This window comes from Erwinia sp. STN24 (assembly GCF_041320675.1).
Lineage (GTDB): Bacteria > Pseudomonadota > Gammaproteobacteria > Enterobacterales > Enterobacteriaceae > Erwinia > Erwinia aeris.
In genome coordinates, this window is the sequence record NZ_JBGGPM010000006.1 from 199,206 (window position 1) to 225,346 (window position 26,141).

Genomic DNA, 26,141 nt, shown 5'->3' on the forward strand with positions numbered 1-26,141 from the left:
TCAGAAATCAACGGACGCGGAAACCACGATTTCACGCGGGGCGCCTTCGCTAACACGCAGGTTGCCGCCGCTGGATCCGTAATACGCTTTATCAAACAGGTTGTTGACGTTGATCTTCAGCTGAGTATGTTTGCCCACCAGCTTGCTGTCCCAGGCGGCGAAAGCGTCCGCCACCGTATAGTCCGGCATCGTGAAGCTGTTTTCCGGGTCGCCCGCGCGGGAACCGACGTAGCGCCCGCCGCCACCGACGCGCACCTCGCCCGGTAGCCAGGAGAAACGCATGGCGTGCGTCAGGTAGAGACTGCCGCTGTTGGTTGGCGCGTTGACCAGCCGATTGCCCTCGTTAGCCGGATTAACGTCATCCTCAACGATTTCCGTTTTATCGTGGCTATAGGTGGCTATCATGTTCCAGTCCGGCGCCAGCTCACCGTTGATCTCCACCTCCGCGCCGGTAGAGCGCGCCTCAGGAATGTTGCGCGTACTGCCGTTGATTAACACCGACATATCCTTCTCGTCAATGCGATACAGCGCCAGCGTGGCGGACACAGCGGGCAACATTTGCCACTTTGCGCCCACTTCATAAGTCGTGCCTTTTTCCGTCGAGGCGACGTTGCCGTCGTCATCGGTTTGCGTTGAAGGGGTAAACGATTTGCTGTAGCTGCCGTAGAGTGAAAGATCGGGCCGCGCCTTATACACCAGCCCTGCCTGCGGCAGAAAAGCATCGCCGCGATCGTTGAGCGTGCTCTGCGGATCGGCCCAGCCGCTGCTGGCGGTTTGGGTGTAGCGCTGATAGCGGGCGCCCGCTACCGCTATCCATTTATCGGTCAGATGGATACTGTCTTTGGCAAACAGCGAACGGCTGTAAAGGTTGGTGCGCAGATTGCTCTGCGCGTCGGCCACCGTGCTGGCGTTGATCGGCGGCTCTTCGCCATAGATCGGATCGTACATGTTGAAGGTTTTTGACACCTTGCCGCGATAGGACCAGGCCTTGTAGGTTTCATTCTGCTCGTAGTCAACGCCCAGCATAATATCGTGCTGCATGCCCCAAATCTGCGGGCTGCCACCTATGTCCCAGGCAAGATAAGTGGTCTGGTGATTGAAGCCGCGGTTCGCGTCCGCGCGGCGAGAGACAATGCCGGTGGCGGCGTTGACCGCCGTAGCGCGGACTTCGTTACTGTCGTAGCGACGCTGCATCCAGGCGTAGTTGAGATGGGTTTCCCAGGTTTCATCCAGGCTATAGGCGTAGCTGATATTCAGGCGCTTGTTTTTCCCCCAGGCGTGGTTGGCACTGTCGTCCAGACGCTGGTTATAGGGAATATTTACCGCTTTTTTATTGATAAACGCGGTGCCGCGATCGACCGGAATATCAAACTTATATTCGGTATAGCTGATGTTGAAAGCGGCTTTTTCGCCATACCAGCTCAGCGATGGCGACAGCAGTGTATGTTCATTAGCGCCAAAATTACGCCAGTAATCCTCGCGCTGGCGCTCGGCAATCAGGCGAAAGGCAAAGCCGTCGCCCAGCGGCCCGGTGATGTCCACGCTGCCCGCGCCGCCGCCGACGCTGGTGGTTTCGCCGGCAAGATGCGTGTGCCATTCATACTGCGGCTTTTTGCTGACCAGGTTGATAATGCCGCCAGGATTCTGAATGCCGTACAGTAGCGAGGCCGAGCCTTTCAGCACTTCCACATGATCGATGGTGCTGTCCATCGACAGCCCCTGGTTGCTGCGTACGCCGTCGATAAAGATCGAGCCGTCAGAGTTGCTGCCGAAGCCGCGCTTGACGAAACCGTCCTCAATCGCGCCCAGCGTGTTGCCCTGGCTGACGCCGCTGACGAACTTCATGGCGTCGTTCACGCTTTTCACCTGGTAATCTTCTATCACCTGCGGCGTAACCACGCTGACGGACTGCGGCGTTTCATTTCGCGGCAGCGGCATTTTGCTGGCCGCGGTCGCGGTATCCTGGCTGTAGCTGCCTGGCTCGCCGGTGCCGTCGGCGGTCACGGTCAGCGTCGGATCTTTTGCGGTGCCCGCTGCCAGCGCGGCCGTGCTGAACAGTAAGCCAGGTAACAGCAGGGGAATTTTCCCGGTAAAATGCCCAACGGCAAAAGGAAGAGCGAAAGGTGTTTTCATCAATAAACGCGCAGGTAGAGTTATAATTGCTGCGGATGATAATAATTTTCATTACCGTTAGCAATTTCAAAAAGCCGTCTGGCGCAACAAAAAAGGGCCCGCAGGCCCTTTCAGCAACCGCTGAAGCGGTCAGAACTTGTAACGTATCCCCATGTTGCCGGTATAGCCTTCCGTACCCGGCCCAAAGCTGTGGGCATATTTTACCTGAGCATACACGCTGAAGTGCGGATTCAGCTGGCTGCTGACACCGGCGCCCGCCTGCCAGTAGCCACGACGTACGTCCGGCCGCATTGTTTCGTTATTCATATCAACGCCCGGCGTGTGGCCCAGAAACTGCACCACGTCTGCCTGTAGGTAAGGCTTCAGCACGGGATTATCGTAATAGAACCGCAGACCTTCGCGCAGCCGGGCGACCATCAGGTTCTGATCCTTCAGCTTAACGCCGCTGGAATAGGTCTGGCTGATGTTCATGTACTGGCCCATCGCCTGTAGCTGGGGTTCCAGCCTGAACCGGTCGCCTAAAGTCAGCGGGATACCGGTTTCCACCGAGGCGACGACGCCGTAGCTGTCCATTTTGGCGCGGGTCAGGCTGGAGAACTCGTTGCTGTAGCGCGTGAGCTGCACAACGTTATCCAGATAAGCGCCGCTGTCGTTCCATGCCGTCAGATAGCCGCCGATGCCGTAAGCGTTGGTGGTCACTTTACCCACGTCAACGGAGAGTTCCGACCTCAGGCTGCGCGCGGTATCTTTATTGTTACTGCGCTGATGGCCAAGCGTCATCATCGGGCCAGCCGTCAGATGCCAGCCGTCGGCAAACTGACGCGTGACGACATCGCCGCCCAGCTGGACGAAAGTGGTATTCACGTTGAAAGCAAAGCGTCCGGCTGCATACCTGTCGTGACGGCCTGAGACTCGCGCCCAGGCCGTGCCGCCCTGGTAAGCGCCGAGGCGTTCGTGCCAGGTACCGATGGTGTCAAATCCGTAGGTCGAATTCAGATAAGGCGCGATAAGGTAACCTGCTGTTTCCGGGCGGTAAGCAATAACTTCCGGCTCTGGCGCCGCCGCGTCATTACCTGTTTCGTCGCTCTTATCCGTATCCGGTTCAACAACCTCATCCGTATCCGGCACATCAGGAATAATGGGATCCTCATCAATCTCTGTGGCGTCATCCGGTGGCGGAACGGGCGTCAGCGAAGATTGCAGGTACCAGTCCTTGTCACCGATTTTATTCAGGAAGTACTGATAATTACCGGCCACCACGGCGTTTTTCTGATCAAAGGTCGCGGCATCAGCATCGCCTTCCACGCGCACCAGCAGAATACCGCTGTGGGTCAGCGCGCCCGTGCCGCCTTTGTTGTTGACGCTGACATCATAGCTGCCCGAAGCGTTGCCGTTTACCAGCAGCCTGTCGCTGGGTGAATCGTCGCCGCCCAATTGGGTATTAAACGCAAACGAACCGGAGCCGGCCAGATCGCCTTTCACGGCGAGCGAGCTGAAGCCCGAAGCGTTATTGAACACCACCGAGGCGCCGTCCATCGTCAGCGTGTTCAGGTTGGAATCGGCCGTTACCAGCCAGCTGCTGGCGCTGTTGAGGATTAGCTGATTAACGTTTTGCGTCGCCCCGCTCAGCGTGGAGCCGTCGTTCAGCGTCAGGTTAACGAGGCTATCGTCGCTGACGATAACATCGCCCAGCAGCTGCGAGGCGCCGTTCGCCGTCACGTTCACCGTCGAAAGAAAAACCTCGCCTTTGTCATTAACGTTTGCGCCAGCGCTGAGCGCCGTACCGTTGCCGCCATAAACAAGGCTACCGTTGCTGAGCGTCAGATCCAGCGCGGAGCCTTTAACCAGCACGCCGCTTCCCGCTTCGCTACGCAGCGTTGTGTTATTCAGCGTGACTGCGCTGCTCAGGGTATCGGAATAGATGTTCGCGTACAGCCCGGCCGCCTGCGGTCCTTTTGATGCTGTAGCCGTTCCCGTATTGGCGATGGTGCTGTCGGTCATTTCTATATTGCCAAGGTTGGCAATTAAACCAAACGCGTTGTTCCCGGAAGCGGTAACGGCGACGTTAGCGGCGGTAACGGTTGCCGCACTTCCGGCATAGATGCCCCCGGTGCCTTCGCCGGTAGTGACAATTTCGCCGCCGGTAATAGTAACCACGCTGCTGGCGGTAGCGGCAACGCCATGCGCCTCTTTACCGCTGGTGGTAATGGCTGGATTGACCAGCGTTGCGGTGCTGTTTGTCATAGCCAGGATGCCATAAGCACTGTCGCCAGAAGTATTTATCTGCGTGTCGTGCAACGTTAATTTGCCGGAGCGAATAAGATAGGTGCCAACTGAAAACTCGCCGGCCGTAGTGATAGCGCTATTAGTCAGCGTCAATACGCCAGCGTCAGAGGCGACTGCGCCATACGCCTGGGTGTTACTTGTCGTTATGTTGCTGTTGTTAAGGTCTATTATGGCTCCCTGGGCAGTCCTCACGCCGTAGCCCTGTTCGCCAGAGGTATTAACCGTTATCCCGTCGCCCGTGACGTTTCCTGCAAAAGAATAGCTTACCGTGGCATAAAGACCGTAGCTCCCACTACCTGAGGTAAGTAGCGTAGCGTCAGTCAGATTAACTTTGCCACCCGCCATAATCCCATGGGAACTGCCGCCGTGGGTGAGGATATTAACGCCGGTGGCGTCCAGTATAGTGCTGCTGAGCGGCATATAAATGCCGTGGGAGTAGACCTTAGAGGTTTGAAACGTGCCGCCGTTAATGGTAGCGCTATCGCCCTGCCCGCTTATTTCAAGGGCGTTATGCGCATGATTGTTATCATTCACTGTTGTCGTGATATCAACGTTATTTAGGGTTGCATGACCGCCCAATGTACGGATGCCGACATAGGCCGCATTGATAGTGCTGTCGTTTAAGATCAACGTGCTGTTTGTACCGTTGCCGATCTCAATAGCCGAAAAGTATTCAGAAGCGGTATCGATAGTGATATTGGTGCCGGTAACATGGCCTCTGCGCGCAAAAATAGCCTGAATGGCTTTGTCACCGGTCAGCGTGAAATGGATATTATTTAGCGTGGCGTTGCCATACACGCCTTCATGTGCATAGACTTCAATGCCGGCAACAGGACTAGTAATAGTTAGTCCATCAGCTTTCAGCACCCCGCCCGATACTTCGATAGCGCCGTCAATTGTGTTAGTCGTAAGCGTAGAATTAATAATAGTAACATCACTGTTTTTGGCCCGGATCCCACGGCTTTGACTGCCCAGTGTAGCGATCGTGCTGTCGGTGATGGTCAGCGTGCCAGAATCAGCATAGACCGCCGTGGAGTTTTCTTCGCTGGTTGATAACGTCACGCCATTCAGATTCAGGCTGCCCTGTTCGGTTACCCTGGCCCCTCTCGTCCCGGCGTGCGAAGTAGTAAAAGTCAGGCCGCTGTTGGTAGTAAGCTGGCTGCCCGCACCCGATACCACCAGCGGGACATCGTTTTGTTCCACAGAGGAATAATCGGAAGTAACCTGTAGCGTGGATCCATCGGTGACAACCCACGGCGAAGCCGCCGCAGCGTAAAGTGGTAAAGACAGCATAATACCGGGGATAAAAGGCCTTAATATCATAGCCATAATGCTTCCTTTCGTTAATATCCATAATAACTATAAATACATCTACCGTATCTGAGGGAGCGCGCTGTCTGCCGGAGAGGGTTTATATAAAAAGGCTGAAAGTAAAAATGGAAATATAGCAATGCTTCCTGCGCCATAATGCCAGCAGATCCGGTCATCCATGGGGTTATATTAGTTGATCCTATTAACAGCAAGAAGGCTTTTTTTTAAAAAAATATTTTATATAATCAGAAGTGTTACTCAATACTGCAACAGGAAACAATGGAAATTAACCTAAAAAGGCATGCTTGTTATGGAGTGAAAACTCCAGTAAGCATCTTAATGACGGACTTAATATAGCCGCGTGAGCGGCAACGTTATTTTATTTATGGTATCGCAGACCAGGCCTGTTTAAGGCATGCCTTTCCCGAAAAAATTACATTACCTGATAACACAGTGTTGTTATTTAAAAGAAGACAGCAGGAAAGTAAAAAGGGAAATAACCAGTCCCGCTGTTTTACATTTTTTAAAATTTATCACCCTTTTTCCAGGCGGTAAGCGTGATATTAAGCCGAATAAAGGGGCTGCCAGCCGCGCGCCGCTATCCCTCTGGCCGACTATGTCCGTTAATCAGGCTGCGCTGCTTGTGGCAACAGCCGCCCGACCTGAGTAACAGAGACTGGCCGGGAGGTCATTTACAACGCCTGCGCGCATGCCCAGGCGGAACTCCAGGCCCACTGGAAATTGTAGCCACCAAGCCAGCCGGTAACATCCACCACTTCCCCAATAAAATAGAGGCCCGGCACGTCCCGCGCCTCCATCGTTTTTGACGAGAGCGCGTCGGTATCGACGCCGCCCAGCGTCACTTCGGCAGTGCGGTAACCTTCCGTACCGTTGGGCTGCACGCGCCAGCCGTGCAGCGTTTCTGCCAGCTCTGCCTGCTGTCGGCCGTTCAGCTGTTTCAGGGTACATTCCGGCACCATGCCCAATAGCTGCAGGCATTCCACCAGCCGGCGAGGCAGTACTTTAGCCAATGTATTTTTCAGGCTTTGATTCGGATGGATTTCGCGCTCTTCGCTGAGTAAAGCATTGAGATCGCTTTCCGGCGAGAGGTTGATGGTGACGAATTCGCCAGGCTGCCAGTAGCTGGAAAGCTGTAGCACCGCCGGGCCGGAAAGCCCGCGATGGGTAAACAGCAGCGCCTCTTTGAACACGGTGCCGTCTTCCGCCGTCATTACGGCAGGCACGGCGACGCCGGAAAGCGTTTGCAGCTGCTCAAGCAGCGGTTTGTGTAGCGTAAACGGAACCAGTCCCGCCCGCGTGGGAAATACCTTCAGGCCGAACTGTTCGGCAATTTTATAGCCGAAAGGCGAAGCGCCCAGGCCGGGCATGGAAAGCCCGCCGGAAGCGATAACCAGCCTGTCGGCCTGCACTACGCTGCCGTTCAGCTCCAGCGTATAGCCGTTGTCGCGCGTGACCTTCAGCACTTCGCTGCGCAGCCGCAGCGTCACCTGGCCGGTTTCACACTCTTTCAACAACAGGTCCACGATTTGCTGAGCGGAGTCGTCACAAAAGAGCTGGCCCAGCGTTTTTTCATGCCACTGAATGCCGTGCCGATTAACCAGGTCGATAAAATCCCACTGCGTATAACGCGCCAGCGCAGATTTACAAAAATGGGGATTATGCGACAGATAGGCCGCAGGCTCGGTATAAAGGTTGGTGAAATTACAGCGGCCGCCGCCCGACATCAGGATTTTGCGTCCCGCTTTTTTGCCGTTATCCAGCACCAGCACGCGCTTGCCTCGCTGCCCTGCCTGGGCGGCGCAAAACAGGCCAGCCGCACCCGCACCGATAATGATAACGTCAAATTTTTCCACACTGCTCTCCGGCCTGCTGCTTAAAAAACGCTGATTGTAATGACAAGGCGCGCTTCCCGCCAGCGTCACAAAAGCGTCATGCGCGACCGCGTTTATAACTGAATGATTTTCATACGCTTCAGGGCCGCTATTTACTCCGCCTGACGCATTAATGTCAAAAAAAGTCTATATTTCACTTTCCCCAGGCGCGGTTTCTCGCTGATAATGCGCCGCGTTCATGTCCTCCAAAATGGCGTAACGCTTATGCTACATCTGTTTGCTGGTCTTGATTACCATACCGGCCTGTTACTCGTCCTTGCCCTGCTCTTTGTTTTGTTCTACGAAGCCATTAACGGCTTTCACGACACGGCAAACGCGGTGGCTACCGTTATCTATACCCGAGCAATGCGATCGCAACTGGCGGTGGTCATGGCCGGCGTATTTAACTTCTTTGGCGTACTGCTGGGCGGGCTAAGCGTTGCTTATGCCATCGTTCATCTGCTACCCACCGATCTGCTGCTTAACGTCGGGTCGGCTCACGGTCTGGCCATGGTCTTTTCCATGCTGCTGGCCGCTATCATCTGGAATCTCGGCACCTGGTATTTCGGCCTGCCTGCTTCCAGCTCCCATACCCTCATCGGGGCCATTATCGGCATTGGCCTGACCAACGCACTGCTGACCGGCACGTCGGTCGTTGATGCGCTGAACATCCCAAAAATGATCGGCATTTTCCTGTCGCTGGTTATCTCTCCGATTGTCGGCCTGGTGCTGGCTGGCGGCATGGTGTTTATTCTGCGCCGCTGCTGGAGCGGCAATAAAAAGCGCCGCCGTATTCATATGACGCCTGCGGAACGCGAAAAGATCGACGGCAAGAAAAAGCCGCCGTTCTGGACCCGTATCGCCCTGATCGTCTCGGCTATCGGCGTGAGTTACTCTCACGGCGCTAACGACGGTCAGAAAGGCATTGGCCTGATTATGCTGGTGCTGATTGGCGTGGCGCCTGCGGGCTTTGTCGTCAATATGAACGCCTCCGGCTATGACATCACGCGCACGCGCGATGCGGTCAATCATCTGGAGCAGTATTACCGGCAGCACGGCGATTCGCTGACGCAGATGGTGCAGATGGCGCCGCCTGCGCTGCCGACGCCGGAAGAGAATCCGGGTAGCCCGAAAGAGTTTCACTGCGATGTTTCGCGCGTGATGCCTGCTATCGAGCGCACCCAGAGCCTGCTGAATAACCTGCAAAGCTACGACGCGTTAAACGTCGAGCAGCGTGGCCAGCTGCGTCGCCTGTTGATGTGTATCTCGGATACCGCCGATAAAACGGCCAAGCTGAAAAGCGTTTCTGCTGAAGATCAGCGTTTCCTCGGCAAGCTGAAAGGCGACATGCTGAATACCGTGGAATACGCACCGGTCTGGATCATTATCGCCGTTGCCCTGGCGCTGTCGCTGGGCACCATGGTGGGCTGGCGCCGCGTCGCCACCACTATCGGCGAGAAGATCGGTAAGAAAGGCATGACCTACGCTCAGGGGATGTCCGCACAGATGACTGCGGCGGTTTCTATCGGTGTGGCCAGCTACACCGGGATGCCTGTTTCAACGACCCACGTGCTCTCCTCTTCCGTTGCCGGCACCATGCTGGTAGACGGCGGCGGCGTGCAGGGCCGCACGATTAAAAACATTCTGCTGGCCTGGGTCTTTACCCTGCCGGTATCCATCGTGCTGTCGGGTAGCCTTTACTGGCTGGCGCTGAAGCTGGTGCCGTAATCCAGCGAAAAGTAAGCTCAGGGCGGGGAAATTTCCCCGCCTTTTTTTATGCCTCAATGCCAGATAAGCAGGCCGATCAGGCTGATAAAAACCAGTCCGCACAGCGCGCTGGTCAGCAGAAACTGGCCGCGTACCCGTTCACAGCGGCGAATAAATTCTTCGTCGTGATGGTCGCGGTAGCGCTGCATCCAGATATAGCGTACCAGCCGCACCTGTTTGCCGGGCTGGCCGTGAGAGGTAAAAAAGCCCGCGCCGTCAACGTACTGATAAAGCAAAGGATCGCAGCCGCGAAGCACCACCAGCAGCGCGCGCAGGGAAGAAAAGTAACGCGCCATATTTACCAGACAAACCACGCAAAGAGCCCAAAAAAGTGCAATCGTGCTAATCATGCTCCCCTCCACGACGATACTCTGCCAGCCGCCGTCATGATGCTTAAACAGAGTGTAGCCAACCCCAGGACCGGGCTATGGTAACGGCAACGTTGCCGTCCAGCGTTTTTATTCTCTTCTTCAGTTTAGGAGATGGAAGGAAATTTTTTCCAGCATGCGCGAGTCTGGAGATAAAAAGAGGCGCAGATTCATTTTGATCCCGCTCGCAAAGGTGAGGCGCTGACCGGGATTTGTTAACATTTTTCGCTATACTGTAAAGATAAAAAACGCGTCGCGACAGGCGCGGGGAACCCTGCCACATCGCATTAATTCAATGTGTTATGATGCCAGACTGCCTGCATGTATGCAGCCGCACCGAATGGAAGGAGTAGCATTATGTCTTACAAACACATTCTGATTGCCGTGGATCTTTCACCAGAAAGTAAACTGCTGGTGGCAAAAGCGGTATCTATGGCCCGCCCTTACGACGCCAAAGTGTCGCTGATCCACGTTGACGTTAATTACTCCGATCTCTATACCGGCCTGATCGACGTAAACCTGGGCGATATGCAAAAAAGGATTTCCGAAGAAACCCACTCCGCGCTTTCCGATATTTCAAACAGCGCTGGCTACCCGATTTCCGAAACCCTTAGCGGCAGCGGCGATTTGGGTCAGGTACTGGTGGACGCCATCAAACGTTACGATGTGGATCTGGTGGTTTGCGGCCATCATCAGGATTTCTGGAGCAAGCTGATGTCCTCGGCCCGCCAGCTGATTAATACCGTGCATATCGATATGCTGATTGTGCCGCTGCGCGATGAAGAAGAGGATTAAGGTTTCTTTATCGTGCGATAAGCCGCTTCCGCTGGTTCAGGGGAAGCGGCTTTTTACTGCCTGCTACTGCCCGGTGTTCAGCGGCGGATAGATATCAAAACGGTGGCTTTTGGTGACCACGGCGGACTGCGTGGCGACGCCTGCCAGCGGCGGCGCATAGTCGGGCCGCTTGACCACCACGCGTTTTTTCGCCAGCCGTCGCGCCGGTTCCAGTAGCCCGTCGGCATCGTCATCCGCGCCTACCAGCGTCTGAAACACGCGCATCTCTTTCTTCACCAGCGCGCTTTTTTGCCGGTGCGGATACATGGGATCGAGATAAACCACGTCCGGCTTTTCGCCGATCGCTGCCAGCGCCTCCAGGCTGGAAGCGTGCACCAGCGTCAGGCGCTCCCGTAACCAGCCGCCGATTTCCGCGTTGCGGTAGCCGCGCTGCAGGCCGTCGTCCAGCAGTGCAGCGACCACGGGATGCCTTTCCAGCATCTGCACGCGGCAGCCCAGCGAGGCGAGGACAAAGGCGTCTCGTCCCAGTCCCGCCGTGGCGTCAGTCACCACCGGCAGATAGCTGCCCTTGACGCCGACCGCTTTCGCGACGGCTTCGCCGCGCCCGCCGCCAAAGCGACGCCGATGCGCCATCGCGCCGTCGACAAAGTCCACAAAAATGCCGCCCAGCTTCGGCTCATCGCGTTTGCGCAGCTCCAGACGGGCGTCGGTCATCACCAGCGCCATCGGCGCGTCTTCGTCGTGCTCTAACTGCCAGCGTGCGGCCAAAACAGATAAGGCGCCGTCTCCGGCGCCCGTTTCGTCAATCAGGCAGATCTTCACTCAGCAGGTTCCTGAATGCCGTAGTGCGCCAGCATCGCGTCCAGCTGCGGCTCGCGGCCACGGAAGCGTTTGAACAGCGCCATCGGCTCTTCGGAACCCCCGCGCGTCAGGATATTGTCCAGGAAAGACTGGCCCGTTTCGCGGTTGAAAATGCCCTCTTCTTCAAATCGCGAATAGGCATCCGCCGCCAGCACGTCCGCCCACAGATAGCTGTAGTAACCCGCCGCGTAGCCGCCAGCGAAAATATGGCTGAAGGCGTGCGGGAAGCGGCCCCATGACGGGGCTGGCACCACGGCCACCAGCTTTTTAATCTCTTTCAGCATCTCCAGGATCTGCGCGCCCTTCGCCGGATCGAACTCGGCGTGCAGGCGGAAGTCGAACAGGCCGAACTCCAGCTGGCGCAGGATAAACAGCGCGGCCTGGTAGTTTTTCGCCGCCAGCATTTTGTCCAGCAGCGCCTGAGGCAGCGGCTCGCCGGTTTCATAGTGGCCGGAAATAAAGGCCAGCGCCTCCGGCTCCCAGCACCAGTTTTCCATAAACTGGCTTGGCAGCTCTACCGCATCCCACGGCACGCCGCTGATACCGGAAACCCCCGGGGTGTCGATACGGGTCAGCATGTGGTGCAGGCCGTGACCAAACTCGTGGAACAGCGTGGTGACTTCATCATGGGTAAAGAGCGCCGGCTTGCCGTTCAGCGGGCGGTTGAAGTTACAGGTCAGATAGGCGACCGGTTTTTGCAGGCTGCCGTCGGCACGACGCATCTGGCCGACGCAATCGTCCATCCACGCGCCGCCGCGTTTGTTTTCACGCGCGTAAAGATCCAGATAGAAGCTGCCGCGCAGCTCGCCACTCTCGTCGAACAAATCGAAGAAGCGCACGTCAGGGTGGTAAACATCCACATCTTTACGCTCTTTAGCGGTAATGCCGTAGATACGCTTAACGACTTCGAACAGGCCGTTGACGGCGCGCTCTTCCGGGAAGTAAGGACGCAGCTGCTCGTCGCTGATGGCGTACAGGTGCTGCTTCTGTTTTTCACCGTAGTAGGTCAGATCCCACGGGTTCAGCTCGTCGATCCCGTGCTCTTTTTTCGCGAAGGCGCGCAGCTGCTCCAGCTCTTTTTCCGCCTGCGGACGGGCGCGCTTCGCCAGATCGGTCAGGAAGTCGGTGACCTGCGCCGGGTTCTCGGCCATTTTGGTCGCAAGGGATTTTTCGGCATAGGAAGAGAAGCCCAGCAGCTGCGCCAGCTCATGACGCAGCGCCAGCGTTTCCGCCATCACTTCGCTGTTATCCCACTTCCCGGCGTTCGGCCCCTGATCGGAGGCGCGGGTGGAGTAGGCGCGATACATCTCTTCGCGCAGCGCCTGGTTGTCGCAGTAGGTCATAACCGGCAGATAGCTTGGAATATCCAGCGTCAGCAGCCAGCCTTCCTGCTCTTTGGCTTCCGCCTGCGCTTTGGCCGCGGCCAGCGCGCTTTCCGGCATTCCGGCCAGCTCGCTTTCGTCGGTAATCAGCTTGCTCCAGCCCATTGTGGCGTCGAGCACGTTGTTGCTGTAGGTCGAACCAAGCTCGGACAGGCGAGCGGCGATTTCACCGTAGCGCTTCTGCTTCTCTTTCGACAGGCCGATGCCGGACAGTTCGAAATCGCGCAGCGCGTTATCTACCGCTTTTTTCTGCGGCGCGCTCAGCGCGTCAAAGCTGTTTTCTTTCAGGTTGCGGTAAGCCTGGTACAGGCCTTCGTGCTGACCCACCCAGGTGCTGTATTCCGACAGCAGCGGCAGCGTTTGCTCATAGGCCTGACGCAGCTCCGGGCTGTTTTTGACCGAGTTCAGATGGCTGACCGGCGAGAACAGGCGGCTCAGGCGATCGTCGGCTTCTGACAGCGGCTGCACCAGGTTATCCCAGGTATAAGGCGCGCCTTGGGCGACAGCCTTTTCCACCGCCGCACGGCACTCTTCCAGCGCGGTCGTTACGGCTGGCACCACGTGTTCTGGCTTAATAGCGGAAAAAGGCGGAAGCGTAAAAGAAGTCAGCAACGGATTGGTCATAGCGCAGTCCTTGTTATCGATGTATGGGGCGCGTTGCCGCGCGCGATTAAGCTAACATGAGGTTAAGTGTAGCGAAAATCAATGGGGCACCGGCGGGCTTAAAAAAGGCAATTGCCTGCAAAGCGCAGCGGGAGCATACTTTTTCCGCAATTTATTCTGTTGACTCACAGGGAGCGTCTTTATGTGGTACTGCCTTGCCGCATCGTTGTTCTTTCTGCCTTTTTACCGCCGCGTTTCGCTGACCCTGCTGGCTGTCTCGCTGATTGTGGGCGTCAGCAATCATACCGTGCAGCTACCGGCGCTCGGCGCGCTGGCGGCAATGGGCGCCGTCGCCTTTTTTTGTTACAGGCAGCAGGCGCGAAACGCTTTGGGCGCGGTCGGAGAAGCCTTGCTGTTGCTGAGTGCGGTTGCGCTGATGCTGCATCTTGTGCCGGGCTTTAATAATTTGCGCATCGTTTCCGGCGTGCAGGTTGGGCCAGAGAGCGCGCCTTTTACCTTCTATTACAACTTTGACAAGGCGCTGATCCCCTTTGTGCTGCTGGGCTGCCTGCCAACGCTGCTGAAACGTCCGGCCGCGCCGCCCGCTAACCGGCTGTGGTGGCTGGTTTTGCTGCTCTCTATGCCCACGCTGCTGCTGATCGCCACGCTGGCTGGCGGCCTGCAAGTGGAGCTGCATCAGCCGGCCTGGCTCGGCGCTTTTATGCTGGCTAACCTGTTTTTTGTTTCGCTGGCCGAAGAAGCGCTGTTTCGCGGCTACGTGCAGCAGCGCCTGAGCCAGCGGCTCGGCAACGTGTGGGCGCTGCTGATTACGGCCGTGCTGTTCGGCCTGGTACATTACCCAGGCGGGCCGATGCTGGTCTTTTTTGCCGCGCTGGCCGGCGTGATTTACGGCCTGGCCTGGCTGTGGAGCGGACGCGTCTGGGTTTCCACGCTGGTGCATTTTGCTTTTAATCTGTTGCAGCTGCTGTTTTTTACCTATCCCTTCTGGCTGCATCAGCCCGGATAGCGCATTTTTTCCGCCAGACGGTTATACTGGGCAGGAATCGTGCCGCTCGTGCGGCACACTTGCTTTTTTCCCACCGGACAAATCCCACGACATGCTGAGTTATCGCCACAGTTTTCACGCCGGCAACCACGCCGACGTTCTCAAACATACCGTTCAGAGCCTGATCATTAACGCGCTTAACGAGAAGGATAAACCCTACCTCTATCTCGATACTCACGCGGGCGCCGGACGCTATCAGCTGGGCAGCGAACATGCCGAACGGACCGGAGAGTATCTGGAAGGGATTGCCCGAATCTGGCAGCAGGACGACGTGCCGGAAGAGCTGGAAAGCTACCTTTCCTGTGTGAAAGCGCTTAATCCTAACGGCAGGCTGCGTTTTTATCCCGGCTCGCCATTGATTGCGCGCCATCTGCTGCGCCCTTACGACAAGCTGAACCTGACCGAGCTGCATCCCAGCGACTATCCGCTGCTGCGCAATGAGTTTCAGAAAGACGAGCGCGCGCGGACGGAAAAAGCGGACGGCTACCAGCAGCTGAAATCCAAACTGCCGCCGCCGTCGCGTCGCGGTCTGGTGCTGATCGATCCGCCTTACGAAATCAAAACGGATTACCAGGCGGTAGTGAAAAGCATTCAGGAAGGCCACAAGCGCTTCGGCACCGGCGTGTTCGCCCTGTGGTATCCGGTGGTACTGCGCCAGCAGATCAAACGTATGTTTGCCGAGCTGGAAGCGACGGGCATTCGCCGCATTCTGCAAATCGAACTGGCGGTACTGCCGGACAGCGATCGCCGTGGCATGACCGCATCGGGCATGATCGTGATTAACCCGCCGTGGAAGCTGGAGCAGCAGATGAAAAACGTGCTGCCGTGGCTGCATAAGCAGCTGGTGCCAACGGGCACCGGCCATACCAAAGTCAGCTGGATCGTGCCGGAATAAGCCCGGCCTGCCGGTCGGGCGCTGCCCGACCGCGTTAGCTATAGCGGAAACAGCGCAAAATCGTGCGCCATTTCGGTAGCCGGAAAAATCGCCCGACACTCCGCCAGCAGTCGTTCCGCATCCTCACGCAGATAGCGCGAGCTGAGATGGGTAATAATCAGCTTTTTCGCCCGCGCGTCCTTTGCCATGGTGGCCGCCTGCACCGTTGACGAATGGCCGCGACCGTTGGCTTTCTCCTCCATGGCGGCTTCCAGCGTCGCTTCATGCACCACGACGTCAGCCTCAGCCGCCAGCGCGCTTGCCGCCGCCGTGGGCGCCGTGTCGCCGAAAATCGCCAGCGTCCGCCCTTTAATCGCCGGGCCAAGATAGCGGCTGCCGTCCACTACGCGCCCATCCTCCATCGTGACCGTTTTGCCCAGCTTGAGCTGTTGGAACAGCCGTCCGGGCTTGATGCCGTCCGCCAGCAGCCGTTCCGCGTCCAGCGTGCCGGGCCTGTCATGTTCTTCGATGCGAAAGCCGTAGCACTCCACCGGATGCGTCAGCGGAAAGGCCGTGACGCGGAAATGCTCGTCGCTGAAAAGCTCTCCGGCGCCGATTTCCACAATCTCCAGCGGAAAAGTCAGCCACGAGCCGCTCAGGCTGAGGGACATCTCCACAAAGGTTTTGATGCCTGGCGGCCCGTAGAGCGTGATCCCCTCGCTGATGCCGTTCATCGAGCGGCTGGTCAGCAGACCAGGCAGGCCGAAAATATGATCGCCGTGCAGGTGAGTGATAAAAATCTTTTCCAGTTTGCCGGGCTTGACCGCGCTGCGCAGGATCTGATGCTGCGTTCCTTCGCCGCAGTCAAACAGCCAGCTGCCGCTGCGTACGCCCTGTAAATTTAAAGCGATGCTGGTAACGTTGCGCTGGCGGCTTGGCGTCCCCGCGCCGGTACCTAAAAAAAGCAGTTCCATTTCGTCTCTCTTTGCCGGTTTTTAAATCAAAAATAGCGATTTACGTCACGCTTTATGCCGTTTATCCGCGCTTCTGACGCGCCCGCCCTATCACAATCATAGACGCAAACTTTGCGGCATTTGGCCGTCAGGCGTTACACTAGTGCCAATTAATTCGACCCTTATGGAACTCTTTCGATGACCAGACATTATGACTACCTTGCTATCGGCGGCGGCAGCGGCGGCATCGCTTCCATTAATCGTGCGGCCATGTATGGACAAAAATGCGCGCTGATCGAGGCGAAAGACCTTGGCGGCACCTGCGTGAACGTCGGCTGCGTGCCGAAAAAAGTGATGTGGCACGCCGCGCAGATCGCCGAAGCGATTCATCAGTATGGCCCTGACTACGGCTTTAATACCACCGTCAACAGCTTTGACTGGGCGACGCTGGTTAAGAACCGTAGCGCCTATATCGACCGTATTCATACCTCGTACGATAACGTGCTGGGCAAAAATAACGTAGACGTCATCAAAGGGTTCGCTCGTTTTGTCGACGCCCATACGGTGGAAGTGAACGGTGAGAAGATCACGGCGGATCATATTCTGATCGCGACCGGCGGCCGTCCAGTCCATCCGTCTATTCCGGGTGCGGAATACGGTATCGATTCTGACGGTTTCTTTGACCTGGACGCGCTGCCAAAACGCACTGCCGTGGTCGGCGCTGGCTATATCGCCGTTGAGATCGCAGGCGTGGTTAACGCGTTAGGCTCTGAAACTCACCTGTTCGTGCGTAAACACGCGCCGCTGCGTACCTTCGATCCGCTGATTGTGGATACGCTGGTGGAAGTGATGAACGCGGAAGGCCCGACGCTGCATACCGAATCGATTCCGAAAGCGGTGATTAAAAACGCCGACGGCAGCCTGACGCTGCAGCTGGAAAACGGCAAAGAGCAGACCGTAGACTGTCTGGTCTGGGCCATCGGTCGTGAACCCGCTACCGACAACCTGAATCTGAGCGTGACCGGCGTTGAGCTGAACGAGAAAGGCTATATCAACGTTGATAAGTATCAGAACACCAACGTGAAAGGCATCTACGCCGTGGGCGACAACACCGGTGCCGTCGAGCTGACGCCGGTAGCCGTAGCCGCCGGTCGTCGTCTTTCCGAACGCCTGTTTAACAACAAGCCGGACGAGCATCTGGATTACAGCAACGTGCCAACCGTGGTCTTCAGCCATCCGCCTATCGGCACCGTGGGCCTGAGCGAGCCGCAGGCGCGCGAGCAGTATGGCGATGACGAAGTGAAGGTCTATAAATCCGCCTTTACCGCTATGTATACCGCCGTAACGCAGCACCGCCAGCCGTGCCGCATGAAGCTGGTTTGCGTGGGCAAAGATGAGAAGATCGTCGGCATCCACGGCATTGGCTACGGCATGGATGAAATGCTGCAGGGCTTCGCGGTGGCGCTGAAAATGGGCGCGACCAAGAAAGACTTCGACAATACCGTGGCTATCCACCCAACCGGCTCGGAAGAGTTTGTCACCATGCGCTAACGGCGCATCCCATAAAAAAAGGCCGGCCTTCGCTGGCCTTTTTTATTGCCCGTTTGCCAGCGCCTTTAACGAGCAGCTGTTGATAAAACGCGGCAGGGTGTCCGCAGGCAAATAGCGCAGCTGCCCGTTTTCCGCCTTTAACAACGCCTGAAAAGACATGGCCGGAAACCCGTTAAAAACCATTGTCAGCGCCATCACCGGGCCGTCAGCAAGCTGCCGTTCCGAAACAATCGGCTGGCTCATCCGCCAGCGACGGGCCAGATCGGATTTAACGACGTTAAGCTGCCAGGCAGGGTTTTGCGCCTCCAGCGTCGGGTTATAGCGCCCATAGCGGATGCGATAAGCACGCTGCCTTAGCGAGCTGGCCTCCGGGGACTGAAGCTGCTTATCCAGGCTAATTTCGCAGCGCAGCTGGTAGCTGTTGGCAAAACGGTTTTTTCCGTCGGCTTCGGTAAGCAGCGATGTCATCACGAAATCGATCGCCAGCGTATCGGTTATAACCGCTGTCGGACGGGTATTCTCATTCTGCCAGCGATCCGGCGCGACGCGGGTCAGGATCATCAGCGGCGCCTCCTGCGTGCTCAGGCGGGCCATAATCGGCGGCAGGCTGATGTAGCCGTTAGGCACGGGTACGGGCACGCTGAGCGCCTGCGGTACCGGATCCGGCCTGGCGCCGTTTAGCGGCAGCCGCCAGATTTTGACCAGCGGCGGATGGTTTGCCGGTTTTCCGCTCTCTACCCGCCGCAGATCGGCTGCCGACCACGCCAGCGCCAGCAGCGCCGTGCCCTGCGCTTTACCCAACCGAACCGACGATAGCGGCTCATCCGTCTCTGCGGCATTTAAAAAGAAGCGCTGGATCTCTCCCGTGTGGCCGTTGCCCAGCCTCTGCCGCGCTACCGCCACGCGCGTGGCGTAATCTTCCCCGCTGTCATCGCGAATAAACTGCCTGCCGTCTGCCGAAACCCCTACGCCGCGAGCAAAAACCAGCGCATGAGTGATATGGCCGACGTCGTCCCGTTCAAACAGCATATCGTGTGACAGGAAGCGATACTGATTGTGGACGGAGGTTGACGGGCCGTTCAGCGCGTAATCGGTCATGGGCTTTCTGACATCGCCCGGCATAAACGCGTTCTGCTCGATTTTTACCGTGGTTTTGTTGCTGCTCAGTACGCCGCGATGGGTCAACGAAACCAGCACCGGCTGGTTATCAATAACGGCCAGCTTATTGATTGAGGCGTCGGCATCCTGCGAACAGGCATCCTGAGCACAGCCGGGAAAGCTCAGCGCATGGCTCGACTTCTGCGGCGTTTCCTGCCGGGCGATGGCAAACGGGATCAGGTGAACGCTGGTATCGCTATAGGAGTTACGAGCCAGGGAAACCAGCGGCGGCAGCGCGGCATCTTCACCTGAGGGCCTGTCCGTTACTATCGGCGGCGTGACCACCAGCACGCCGGGAAAAGGCAGCGCGCTGACGCGGCTGCTTTCCGGCGGCGTCGCCAGCACGCGCATTTTCACGGTGTTGCGCCGAAAGTAGAAGGTGCGAACGCCAAAATCCCGCCCCGGATCGCCGACGGTTTCCTCGGGTACGGCACGTCCTACAATGTAATCGTCGGCCCTGGCCGGCTGCGGATCGTACTCAAACCAGGTCGAGCTTCTTCTGCTGTGAAAAGAGCCTGCTCCGCCCAGCGTTACGCCCAGCAGCACTTCTTTCGCCTCGTGTTCGCAAGCCGCGTACGCCGACAGCGGATCCTGAGAGTTTCCCTGCCGGTTGATCTGACGGCATAAACGATAGGCGGACTGCTGGAGCTGGCTGTCGCAGTCCGCCTGGGTATAACCGTAGGTCGCATAGCCATGGCGGTAACAGAGGTCGTGCATCACGCAGGCCTGACGAAAGCGCAGAGAAATAGCCGACCCGTCTTCCGCAGGACTGAAAGCGATTTTTTCCATCAGTTTCGGGATGGAGCAGTTCAGCCCCGTGCCCTGGCCGCCCAGAATCGCTTCCGTAGCCAGCGAAGCGCGGTAGGTGGTAAAGGTGGAAGGCGCTTCCGTCTCTTCCGGCTGCGCCAGATCCGGAAAAACTTTTTCAGCGGCCATGCCGCTAAATAAACGGCAGACGATAAGCGTCAGGGCCAATAATATGAAGCATCCTGCCAGTAAAGTTAGCCAGCGATGGGAATGAATAAATGCTTTTAGCCTGGCCATAGTGGACGCCCCTTGTTAAGTCTGCCGCTGCGTTGGTAGTAAGGCGATTAGGGCCTTTTTCTGAGGATATTGAAGGGAGTATAGGCACGCTTATATTTACGCAGGGAACGACCTGCAGGGGAAAAGGTAATTTCAAAATAAAAAACGAATGTGGCGGCCGCGTACGCGATCAATCACCAGCGGCGAAGGGAAATAAAAGCCAGCCGGGGCTGGCTTTATCCGTGCTTAAAACGAAAGCGTAACGCCCGCGTACCAGGCGCGGCCAGGCTCGTTATAGGTCGAAGCCCCTTCGTTTTCACGATAAATACGCTTGTCGAACAGGTTGTTGATGCCCGCTTTCAGCTGTACATCCTTTATTACGGCATAGTTCACGCCAACGCCCACGATAGAGTAAGGCGCAACTTCTTTATCGGAAAGTGAACCATTTTCGGTATTACTTTCAGCGTATTGACGAGGTTTTTGCTTGCCGTAGAACGTCCAGTTCAGGTTGGTAGAAAGCTTGCTGGTCACCTTATAATCCAGCATCGTATTAATGGTGTATTCAGGAATAATCGACAGCGGATTGCCGGTGTCTTTATTTTCCGAAGTGATCATATAGGTCGCATTGGTACGCCATTCCAGCATTTCTTCGATCAACGGAATAGTCAGGTTACCTTCCAGTCCTTCCACCAGCGCCTTGCCGCCGTTTTCCCAGCGCAGAACATGATAACCATCCGAAGCTATGCCAATAAAATCCGTGCCGGAGACGATTTTATTTTTGTAGTCGTTACGGAAATAGGTAATGCCTGCCGCATAGCCCGCGTTAGCAAACTCCAGACCAACCTCTTTATTGATGCTGATTTCCGGATCCAGATCGTCGTTGCCCATCAAATAACATTTGCTGTCGATCCCGATCGGGCAGCCGTTGCCCCGCGTTTTTAGCAAATAGCCTTCGCTGGACTGATAGAGGTTAGGCGCTTTAAATACACGCGCGATACCGGCTTTCAGCTTGAAGTGTTCACCTAATGCCTGAGAAGCATTGAGGCTGGGGCTGTAGTTAGCGCCAAACTTGCTGTGATAGTCAACGCGTAAACCGGGGATCAGGTTGGTGCCGACGACCGGCTCAATGTTATCTTCCAGATAAAACGCGCTCATCTCCGCGCTGTTTTTAGCGCTGCGGTTGTCCGTGATGCCACTGCCCGATACGCCGCTGGCATTGGTAGCGCGCATCGAAGCGGGGTCGTTCAGCACTTCGCGGTTCCACTCTGCTCCCAGCGTCAGCGTTTGCTCCAGCCATTTTTCCAGCGGGATAGTTGCTTCGCCGCTGGTGCGGTAATTTTGCAGACGGCTGGTGTCATAAGTCTCGCTGTCGATCATTCCCTCTACGCGACCTGTCGTGCCTTCATGCAGACGGGTATTGTTGGTTTTCTCGTAGTAGAAACCGACTTTTGACTGCCCCCAGTCCCAGACGCCATTGTGCGTAACGCCATAGGTCTGACGATACATGCGGTTGGTTTCCTGGCCGTACAGCGTCGGCACCAGATCGCTGATATTGCCGTTGCTGTGCTGCGTATCGCCCGCATAGATATTGCCCTGGCGGCTGTAGCCCACATCGAAATCGACAATTTGCGTCGGCGTCATTTTCCAGGAGAGCTGCGCGTTAATATCTTTGTTGCGTACCCCTTCCCGACCCGCCGCGTGGCTACCGTTTTCTGCGGTATTGATATCGTAAGCATCGGCGTCGGTTTTATTGATATTGCCATACAGCCGCGCGGTCAGCGCTTCGCCCGCCAGCGGGCCGCTCAGGCTGAAGTTGGCGCGTCTGGTGGCGCCTTCCTTGTCGTTTTCCGGCTGGCTGGTAAACAGCGACAGTGAACCGTGCCAGTCGTTGGTGGGGCGTTTGGTGATGATATTGATCACGCCGCCCGCCGCGCCGGAGCCGTAGCGCGCCGCCGCTGGCCCGCGCAGTACTTCTATACGCTCGACCATCTCTGCCGGCACCCAGTTGCTGTCGCCGCGCGTATCGCGTTCCCCACGCCAGCTGTAGCGCACAGAATTGCGCGACCTCGTCGGTATGCCGTCAATCAGGATCAGCGTGTTTTCCGGCCCCATGCCGCGAATATCGATTTGTCGATTGTTACCGCGGCTGCCTGTGGCGCTGTTGCCGGTCAGGTTTACGCCGGGCATCTTGCGGATAATGTCGGAAAGATCGTTAACGGGCGGCTCTTTGGCAATATCTTCCGCAGTAATGACAGAAACGCCCGGCTGCTGTTTTAGCTGCTCTTCAGCAGAGCGGGTCACCACCATTTCCGCCTCGTCATCTTTGACTGCTTCTGTTTCAGCCGTCCAGGCCGGGCCGCTTGCAAAGCAGGCGATAACCATCGCCAACGGCTTGATTTTAAAACTCTTTGTATCAACCATTAATCATATCCCTGATTATTCATCATGATTTAGTAAATGCGCATGATAACGATAACTATTCTCTTTTGAATAATAAAGGATGAACTTCACAATTTACTTTTCCTTGCAAAGCAGCGGGTAAAACAGGTTTTGATGGCAGGGGCGTCACTGCCAGCAGCAGTAGTCAGACTACGCGTTATCTAAGCCAGGCGGATCTCCATCATTATTTCATCGCTTGTTAAATATTTTGCTTTCTCTTTCTGGCGTAATTGAGGCTAAGGTTAACGAGTCAACCCAACCATAAGCTGAGGAAACACGCATGAGCACGTTCAGGACGCAGGATGGTACGCAGATTTATTACAAAGACTGGGGCAAGGGTAAGCCGGTTCTGTTCAGTCACGGCTGGCCGCTGGATGCCGATATGTGGGACAGCCAGATGAATTTTCTGGCCGAACGCGGCTACCGCGTTATTGCCTTCGACCGTCGTGGTTTTGGCCGTTCCGATCAGCCATGGGAAGGGTATAACTATGACACTTTCGCATCCGATATTAATGACCTAATCGAACATCTCGATCTGCACGATATTACGCTGGTCGGCTTCTCGATGGGTGGCGGCGACGTGACCCGCTATATTGGCCGCTATGGCACCGAACGTGTTAGCGCCCTGGCGCTGCTGGGTGCGGTTACGCCGATTTTTATCAAAACCGATGACCATCCGGAAGGCGTGGACAAATCTGTTTTTGACGATATCAAGGCAGGATTACGTAAGGATCGCGCGCAGTTTATCAGCGATTTCGCCACGCCCTTTTACGGCCTCAACAAGGGAATGACGGTATCGGAAGGCGTAAAAACGCAGACGCTGAATATCGCGCTGCTGGCTTCGCTGAAAGGCACTATCGACTGCGTGACCGCTTTCTCAGAAACCGATTTCCGCCCGGACGTGAAGAAGATCGACGTGCCGACGCTGGTTATTCACGGCAGCAGCGACCAGGTCGTGCCTTTTGAGGCTACCGGCAAGCTGGCCGCCGAAACCATCACGGGCGCGCAGCTAAAAATTTACGACGGCGCACCGCATGGCTTCGCCGTTACGCATCAGCAGCAGCTTAACGAGGATCTGCTGGCTTTCCTGCAAGCCCGTTAACGCTTTCACGAGAGGACGATAAGGGGCTACGGCCCCTTTTTATTTATCCTGTGGACGCAAAGAGATTTCGCCGCCAACCCAGGATTTGCGCACGCCATCCTGCTCCAGGATCAAGCCGCCCTGCTGATCGATGCCTCTGGCGATGCCCGGTATCTCGCGGTCGCCTATCAGCAGCTTCACCGGCCGGTTCAGGAAATTATCCAGCTTACTCCAGCGCTCAATAAAAGGTGCCAGGCCTTCACGCTCAAAAAGCTGAAGGGATCCGCGCATATTATTGACCAGGCTGGCAGCCAGCTTGTTTCTGTCTATGGTGACACCCGCTTCCTCCAGGTTAATCCACGCCTGATTAACTACGCTGGCGTCCGGCGAGCGCATCGCCAGGTTTATGCCTGTGCCGATCACGATATTCGCCGCATCGCCCGCTTTTCCCGTTAATTCCACAAGAATGCCGGCGAGTTTACGATCGTTCAGGTAAAGATCGTTTGGCCATTTTACCCTGACATCGCTTGCGCCCAGCGCCTGTAAGACTTCCGCCGTCACAATGCCGATAACCAGACTTAACCCCATCGCAGCCAGCGGGCCTTGCTCCAGCCGCCAGTACATAGAGAGATAAAGGTTGGAGCCGAAGGGAGAAAACCACTGACGCCCACGACGACCGCGACCCGCCTGCTGATATTCCGCCACGCAGGCATCGCCGGATTGCAGCGTAGTCATTCTGTCCAGCAAATACTGATTGGTGGAATCGATCACCGGGATCACCGCCAGGCCGCCCTGATCCAGCTGTGAGAGGATTGTTTCTTCATTCAGCAGCTGGATCGGGCCTGACAGGCTATAGCCCTTACCGGTTACGGTAAAAACATCAATGCCCCACTCTTTGAGCGTCTGAATATGTTTGTTAATGGCGGCACGGCTCATGCCCAGCCGCTCGCCCAGCTGTTCGCCGGAATGAAATTCGCCGTCGGCCAGAATGGCGACAAGTTTTAACGGAACGGTTTGATCTTTCATGCAATGACTCCGACGGCATCCTGTTCGCCTTCTGCGCCGATAAAGCGCACTTCGGGTTCGAGCCATACGTTGAATTTCTGTCCGACACGCTGACGAACTTCATGCGCCAGCGCCACAATATCGTCACTGGTTGCCCGATCCTTATTGATCAAGACCAGCGCCTGATGCTGATGAACCGCCGCGCCACCTACCGTATAGCCTTTAAGATCGCAGCGATCGATCAGCCAGCCCGCAGCCAGCTTTACGCTGCCGTCAGCCTGCGGATAGCGCGGCATATCCGGCCAGTCTGCCGCAATAGCGGCCGCCTGTTCCGCAGCGATCACCGGATTTTTAAAAAAACTGCCGGCATTGCCCGTTTCGGCAGGATTGGGCAGCTTGCTGCTGCGCATCGCACATACCGAGTCGAAAATCTGCTGTGGCGTGACCGTAGCTGAAGAAAGCCTGCTTAAATCGCCGTAGGTGATGACAGGTGACCACTGCTTTTGCAGGATCAGACCAACGGCGATAATGGCGTAGCCGCATTGATATTGGTGTTTGAAGATACTGTCACGGTAGCCGAACTGGCAGTCCTGCGCAGAAAGGCGGCTGACCTGACCATCAGATAGATGCAGAATATCGACATACTCGCAGACGTTTTTTAACTCGACGCCATAGGCGCCGATATTCTGAATCGGTGCCGATCCCGTACAGCCGGGGATCATCGCCATGTTTTCCAGCCCTGGCAGCCCGTTTTCCAGCGTGTACTGAACCAGCTGATGCCAGTTTTCTCCGGCGCCTACATGCAGATGCCAGGCTTCCGCGCTCTCTTTTACCGTTATGCCTTTGATACGATTGACGATGGCGGTACCGTTAAAGTCCTTTAAAAACAGGATATTGCTGCCTTCGCCTATTAACAGTGCCGGTCGCTGCTGGCGCTGGCTTTCCTGCCAGGCGGCGCTTAACGCTTCTGCCGTGGTAGCAATAACGATATTTTGTGCAGAGACATCAAGATTAAATGTATTGAAAGGTTGTAAAGAGTGCTGCTGGCTGGACATGAGACGGCCTTAACAAATTTATCTGCCCGTAGTTTACCCGATTTCAGAGTGGAAGCGTGGAAGGATTTACTGCGAAATGGCGCTTACGCCAGTCTGGGCAGGCTCAAAAAACTGCTGCGCACGCAGAAAAAATAATGACGGAAAAAAGCTTTTTTGGCTCTACTTTCGCATATTTTTGCAGCAAAAAAAAGCGTTGAGCGGCGTTTAAGACAGTCAAAAGCTGAATAGCAAGCCTGGTGGCGGGCTGAAATCTGATGGCAGTGGGACGAGGCGGGCTTTTATGCATCTTTTATACGCGTTTGGCTCGGGTGATTACGTCTGTCCTTCTGTTAGCCTGAGTATTTACGATCGATATCCAGGTTTTCCCGGCCCACAAACGCAAAAAACCCCGACCGTGAGGTCGGGGTTATCGCAATTTGATGCCTGGCAGTTCCCTACTCTCGCATGGGGAGGCCCCACACTACCATCGGCGCTACGGCGTTTCACTTCTGAGTTCGGCATGGGGTCAGGTGGGACCACCGCGCTAAAGCCGCCAGGC

The 26,141-nt window shown here is 56.3% G+C and carries 17 protein-coding genes and 1 rRNA gene; 6 read left to right on the forward strand and 12 right to left on the reverse strand.

The annotated features are described in order from the left end of the window. The 3 genes from ACA373_RS19035 to ACA373_RS19045 all read right to left on the reverse strand — a co-directional run bounded on the left by ACA373_RS19035 (position 1) and on the right by ACA373_RS19045 (position 7,604). Positions 1 to 2,133 carry a TonB-dependent siderophore receptor gene (locus ACA373_RS19035; protein ID WP_370734966.1) on the reverse strand — a complete coding sequence of 711 codons (2,133 nt, stop codon included), beginning with the start codon at positions 2,131 to 2,133 and terminating at the stop codon, positions 1 to 3. 129 nt (positions 2,134 to 2,262) lie between these two features. Beyond that, positions 2,263 to 5,748 carry an autotransporter outer membrane beta-barrel domain-containing protein gene (locus ACA373_RS19040; protein WP_370734967.1) on the reverse strand — a complete coding sequence of 1,162 codons (3,486 nt, stop codon included), beginning with the start codon at positions 5,746 to 5,748 and terminating at the stop codon, positions 2,263 to 2,265. A 674-nt stretch (positions 5,749 to 6,422) separates the two neighbouring features. Next, positions 6,423 to 7,604 (reverse strand): NAD(P)/FAD-dependent oxidoreductase, encoded by a 1,182-nt coding sequence (locus ACA373_RS19045; RefSeq protein WP_253457354.1) that lies wholly within the window; start codon positions 7,602 to 7,604, stop codon positions 6,423 to 6,425. A 243-nt stretch (positions 7,605 to 7,847) separates the two neighbouring features. On the opposite strand from ACA373_RS19045, the gene pitA reads away from it, so the two are divergent. After that, positions 7,848 to 9,350, forward strand: a complete 1,503-nt coding sequence (gene pitA / locus ACA373_RS19050) for an inorganic phosphate transporter PitA (protein WP_253457351.1) — start codon at positions 7,848 to 7,850, stop codon at positions 9,348 to 9,350. A gap of 53 nt (positions 9,351 to 9,403) precedes the next feature. Here pitA and uspB read toward each other — a convergent pair whose 3' ends face one another. Next, complete coding sequence (gene uspB / locus ACA373_RS19055) at positions 9,404 to 9,739, reverse strand: universal stress protein UspB (RefSeq protein ID WP_125289981.1); 336 nt, start codon at positions 9,737 to 9,739, stop codon at positions 9,404 to 9,406. A 375-nt stretch (positions 9,740 to 10,114) separates the two neighbouring features. Between uspB and uspA the strand changes: the two genes are divergently transcribed. Then, a complete protein-coding gene (uspA, locus tag ACA373_RS19060; protein WP_125289982.1) occupies positions 10,115 to 10,552 on the forward strand; it encodes a universal stress protein UspA in 438 nt (145 codons plus the stop codon). Positions 10,553 to 10,615: 63 nt separating this feature from the next. Here the strand turns inward: uspA and rsmJ are convergent, their stop codons facing one another. Together rsmJ and prlC are read right to left on the reverse strand one after the other, a co-directional pair. Beyond that, a complete protein-coding gene (gene rsmJ, locus ACA373_RS19065) occupies positions 10,616 to 11,374 on the reverse strand; it encodes a 16S rRNA (guanine(1516)-N(2))-methyltransferase RsmJ (protein ID WP_253457348.1) in 759 nt (252 codons plus the stop codon). Beyond that, positions 11,371 to 13,419, reverse strand: a complete 2,049-nt coding sequence (prlC, locus tag ACA373_RS19070; RefSeq protein WP_301253344.1) for an oligopeptidase A — start codon at positions 13,417 to 13,419, stop codon at positions 11,371 to 11,373. The genes rsmJ and prlC overlap by 4 nt, the downstream gene beginning before the upstream one ends. A 181-nt stretch (positions 13,420 to 13,600) precedes the next feature. Here prlC and ACA373_RS19075 point away from each other — a divergent pair, with 181 nt between their 5' ends. Then, positions 13,601 to 14,425: a lysostaphin resistance A-like protein gene (locus ACA373_RS19075; RefSeq protein ID WP_370734968.1), complete on the forward strand. Its 825-nt coding sequence runs from the start codon at positions 13,601 to 13,603 to the stop codon at positions 14,423 to 14,425. A gap of 91 nt (positions 14,426 to 14,516) precedes the next feature. Beyond that, positions 14,517 to 15,359 carry a 23S rRNA (adenine(2030)-N(6))-methyltransferase RlmJ gene (locus ACA373_RS19080; RefSeq protein WP_253457340.1) on the forward strand — a complete coding sequence of 281 codons (843 nt, stop codon included), beginning with the start codon at positions 14,517 to 14,519 and terminating at the stop codon, positions 15,357 to 15,359. Positions 15,360 to 15,397: 38 nt separating this feature from the next. On the opposite strand, the gene rnz is transcribed toward ACA373_RS19080, so the two are convergent. Further along, positions 15,398 to 16,312, reverse strand: coding sequence for a ribonuclease Z (gene rnz / locus ACA373_RS19085; RefSeq protein ID WP_301253346.1), 915 nt, complete (start codon positions 16,310 to 16,312; stop codon positions 15,398 to 15,400). A 177-nt stretch (positions 16,313 to 16,489) separates the two neighbouring features. On the opposite strand from rnz, the gene gorA reads away from it, so the two are divergent. Further along, entirely contained in the window at positions 16,490 to 17,842 is a 1,353-nt protein-coding gene (gene gorA, locus ACA373_RS19090; protein ID WP_301253347.1) for a glutathione-disulfide reductase, read from the forward strand. A 42-nt stretch (positions 17,843 to 17,884) separates the two neighbouring features. Here the strand turns inward: gorA and ACA373_RS19095 are convergent, their stop codons facing one another. Beyond that, positions 17,885 to 19,975, reverse strand: coding sequence for a hypothetical protein (locus tag ACA373_RS19095; protein WP_370734969.1), 2,091 nt, complete (start codon positions 19,973 to 19,975; stop codon positions 17,885 to 17,887). Positions 19,976 to 20,269: 294 nt separating this feature from the next. After that, positions 20,270 to 22,444 carry a TonB-dependent siderophore receptor gene (locus ACA373_RS19100; protein WP_301289648.1) on the reverse strand — a complete coding sequence of 725 codons (2,175 nt, stop codon included), beginning with the start codon at positions 22,442 to 22,444 and terminating at the stop codon, positions 20,270 to 20,272. Between the two features lie 298 nt (positions 22,445 to 22,742). Between ACA373_RS19100 and ACA373_RS19105 the strand changes: the two genes are divergently transcribed. Further along, a complete protein-coding gene (locus tag ACA373_RS19105; RefSeq protein WP_301253350.1) occupies positions 22,743 to 23,564 on the forward strand; it encodes an alpha/beta fold hydrolase in 822 nt (273 codons plus the stop codon). 39 nt (positions 23,565 to 23,603) lie between these two features. On the opposite strand, the gene birA is transcribed toward ACA373_RS19105, so the two are convergent. From birA to rrf, 3 genes are all read right to left on the reverse strand, one after another. Further along, positions 23,604 to 24,569, reverse strand: a complete 966-nt coding sequence (gene birA / locus ACA373_RS19110; RefSeq protein WP_370734970.1) for a bifunctional biotin--[acetyl-CoA-carboxylase] ligase/biotin operon repressor BirA — start codon at positions 24,567 to 24,569, stop codon at positions 23,604 to 23,606. After that, positions 24,566 to 25,603 (reverse strand): UDP-N-acetylmuramate dehydrogenase, encoded by a 1,038-nt coding sequence (gene murB / locus ACA373_RS19115; RefSeq protein ID WP_301253351.1) that lies wholly within the window; start codon positions 25,601 to 25,603, stop codon positions 24,566 to 24,568. Before murB ends, birA begins: the two co-directional genes overlap by 4 nt. A 421-nt stretch (positions 25,604 to 26,024) precedes the next feature. Then, positions 26,025 to 26,140, reverse strand: a 5S ribosomal RNA gene (rrf, locus tag ACA373_RS19120). Between the last annotated feature and the right edge of the window lies 1 nt (position 26,141).

Bases quoted from the DNA above. Each gene is read 5' to 3' on its own strand.
- ACA373_RS19035 (WP_370734966.1), bottom strand. From the start codon at position 2,133: ATGAAAACACCTTTCGCTCTTCCTTTTGCCGTTGGGCATTTTACCGGG.
- ACA373_RS19040 (WP_370734967.1), bottom strand. From the start codon at position 5,748: ATGGCTATGATATTAAGGCCTTTTATCCCCGGTATTATGCTGTCTTTA.
- pitA (WP_253457351.1), top strand. From the start codon at position 7,848: ATGCTACATCTGTTTGCTGGTCTTGATTACCATACCGGCCTGTTACTC.
- uspB (WP_125289981.1), bottom strand. From the start codon at position 9,739: ATGATTAGCACGATTGCACTTTTTTGGGCTCTTTGCGTGGTTTGTCTG.
- uspA (WP_125289982.1), top strand. From the start codon at position 10,115: ATGTCTTACAAACACATTCTGATTGCCGTGGATCTTTCACCAGAAAGT.
- prlC (WP_301253344.1), bottom strand. From the start codon at position 13,419: ATGACCAATCCGTTGCTGACTTCTTTTACGCTTCCGCCTTTTTCCGCT.
- ACA373_RS19075 (WP_370734968.1), top strand. From the start codon at position 13,601: ATGTGGTACTGCCTTGCCGCATCGTTGTTCTTTCTGCCTTTTTACCGC.
- ACA373_RS19080 (WP_253457340.1), top strand. From the start codon at position 14,517: ATGCTGAGTTATCGCCACAGTTTTCACGCCGGCAACCACGCCGACGTT.
- rnz (WP_301253346.1), bottom strand. From the start codon at position 16,312: ATGGAACTGCTTTTTTTAGGTACCGGCGCGGGGACGCCAAGCCGCCAG.
- gorA (WP_301253347.1), top strand. From the start codon at position 16,490: ATGACCAGACATTATGACTACCTTGCTATCGGCGGCGGCAGCGGCGGC.
- ACA373_RS19100 (WP_301289648.1), bottom strand. From the start codon at position 22,444: ATGGTTGATACAAAGAGTTTTAAAATCAAGCCGTTGGCGATGGTTATC.
- ACA373_RS19105 (WP_301253350.1), top strand. From the start codon at position 22,743: ATGAGCACGTTCAGGACGCAGGATGGTACGCAGATTTATTACAAAGAC.
- birA (WP_370734970.1), bottom strand. From the start codon at position 24,569: ATGAAAGATCAAACCGTTCCGTTAAAACTTGTCGCCATTCTGGCCGAC.
- murB (WP_301253351.1), bottom strand. From the start codon at position 25,603: ATGTCCAGCCAGCAGCACTCTTTACAACCTTTCAATACATTTAATCTT.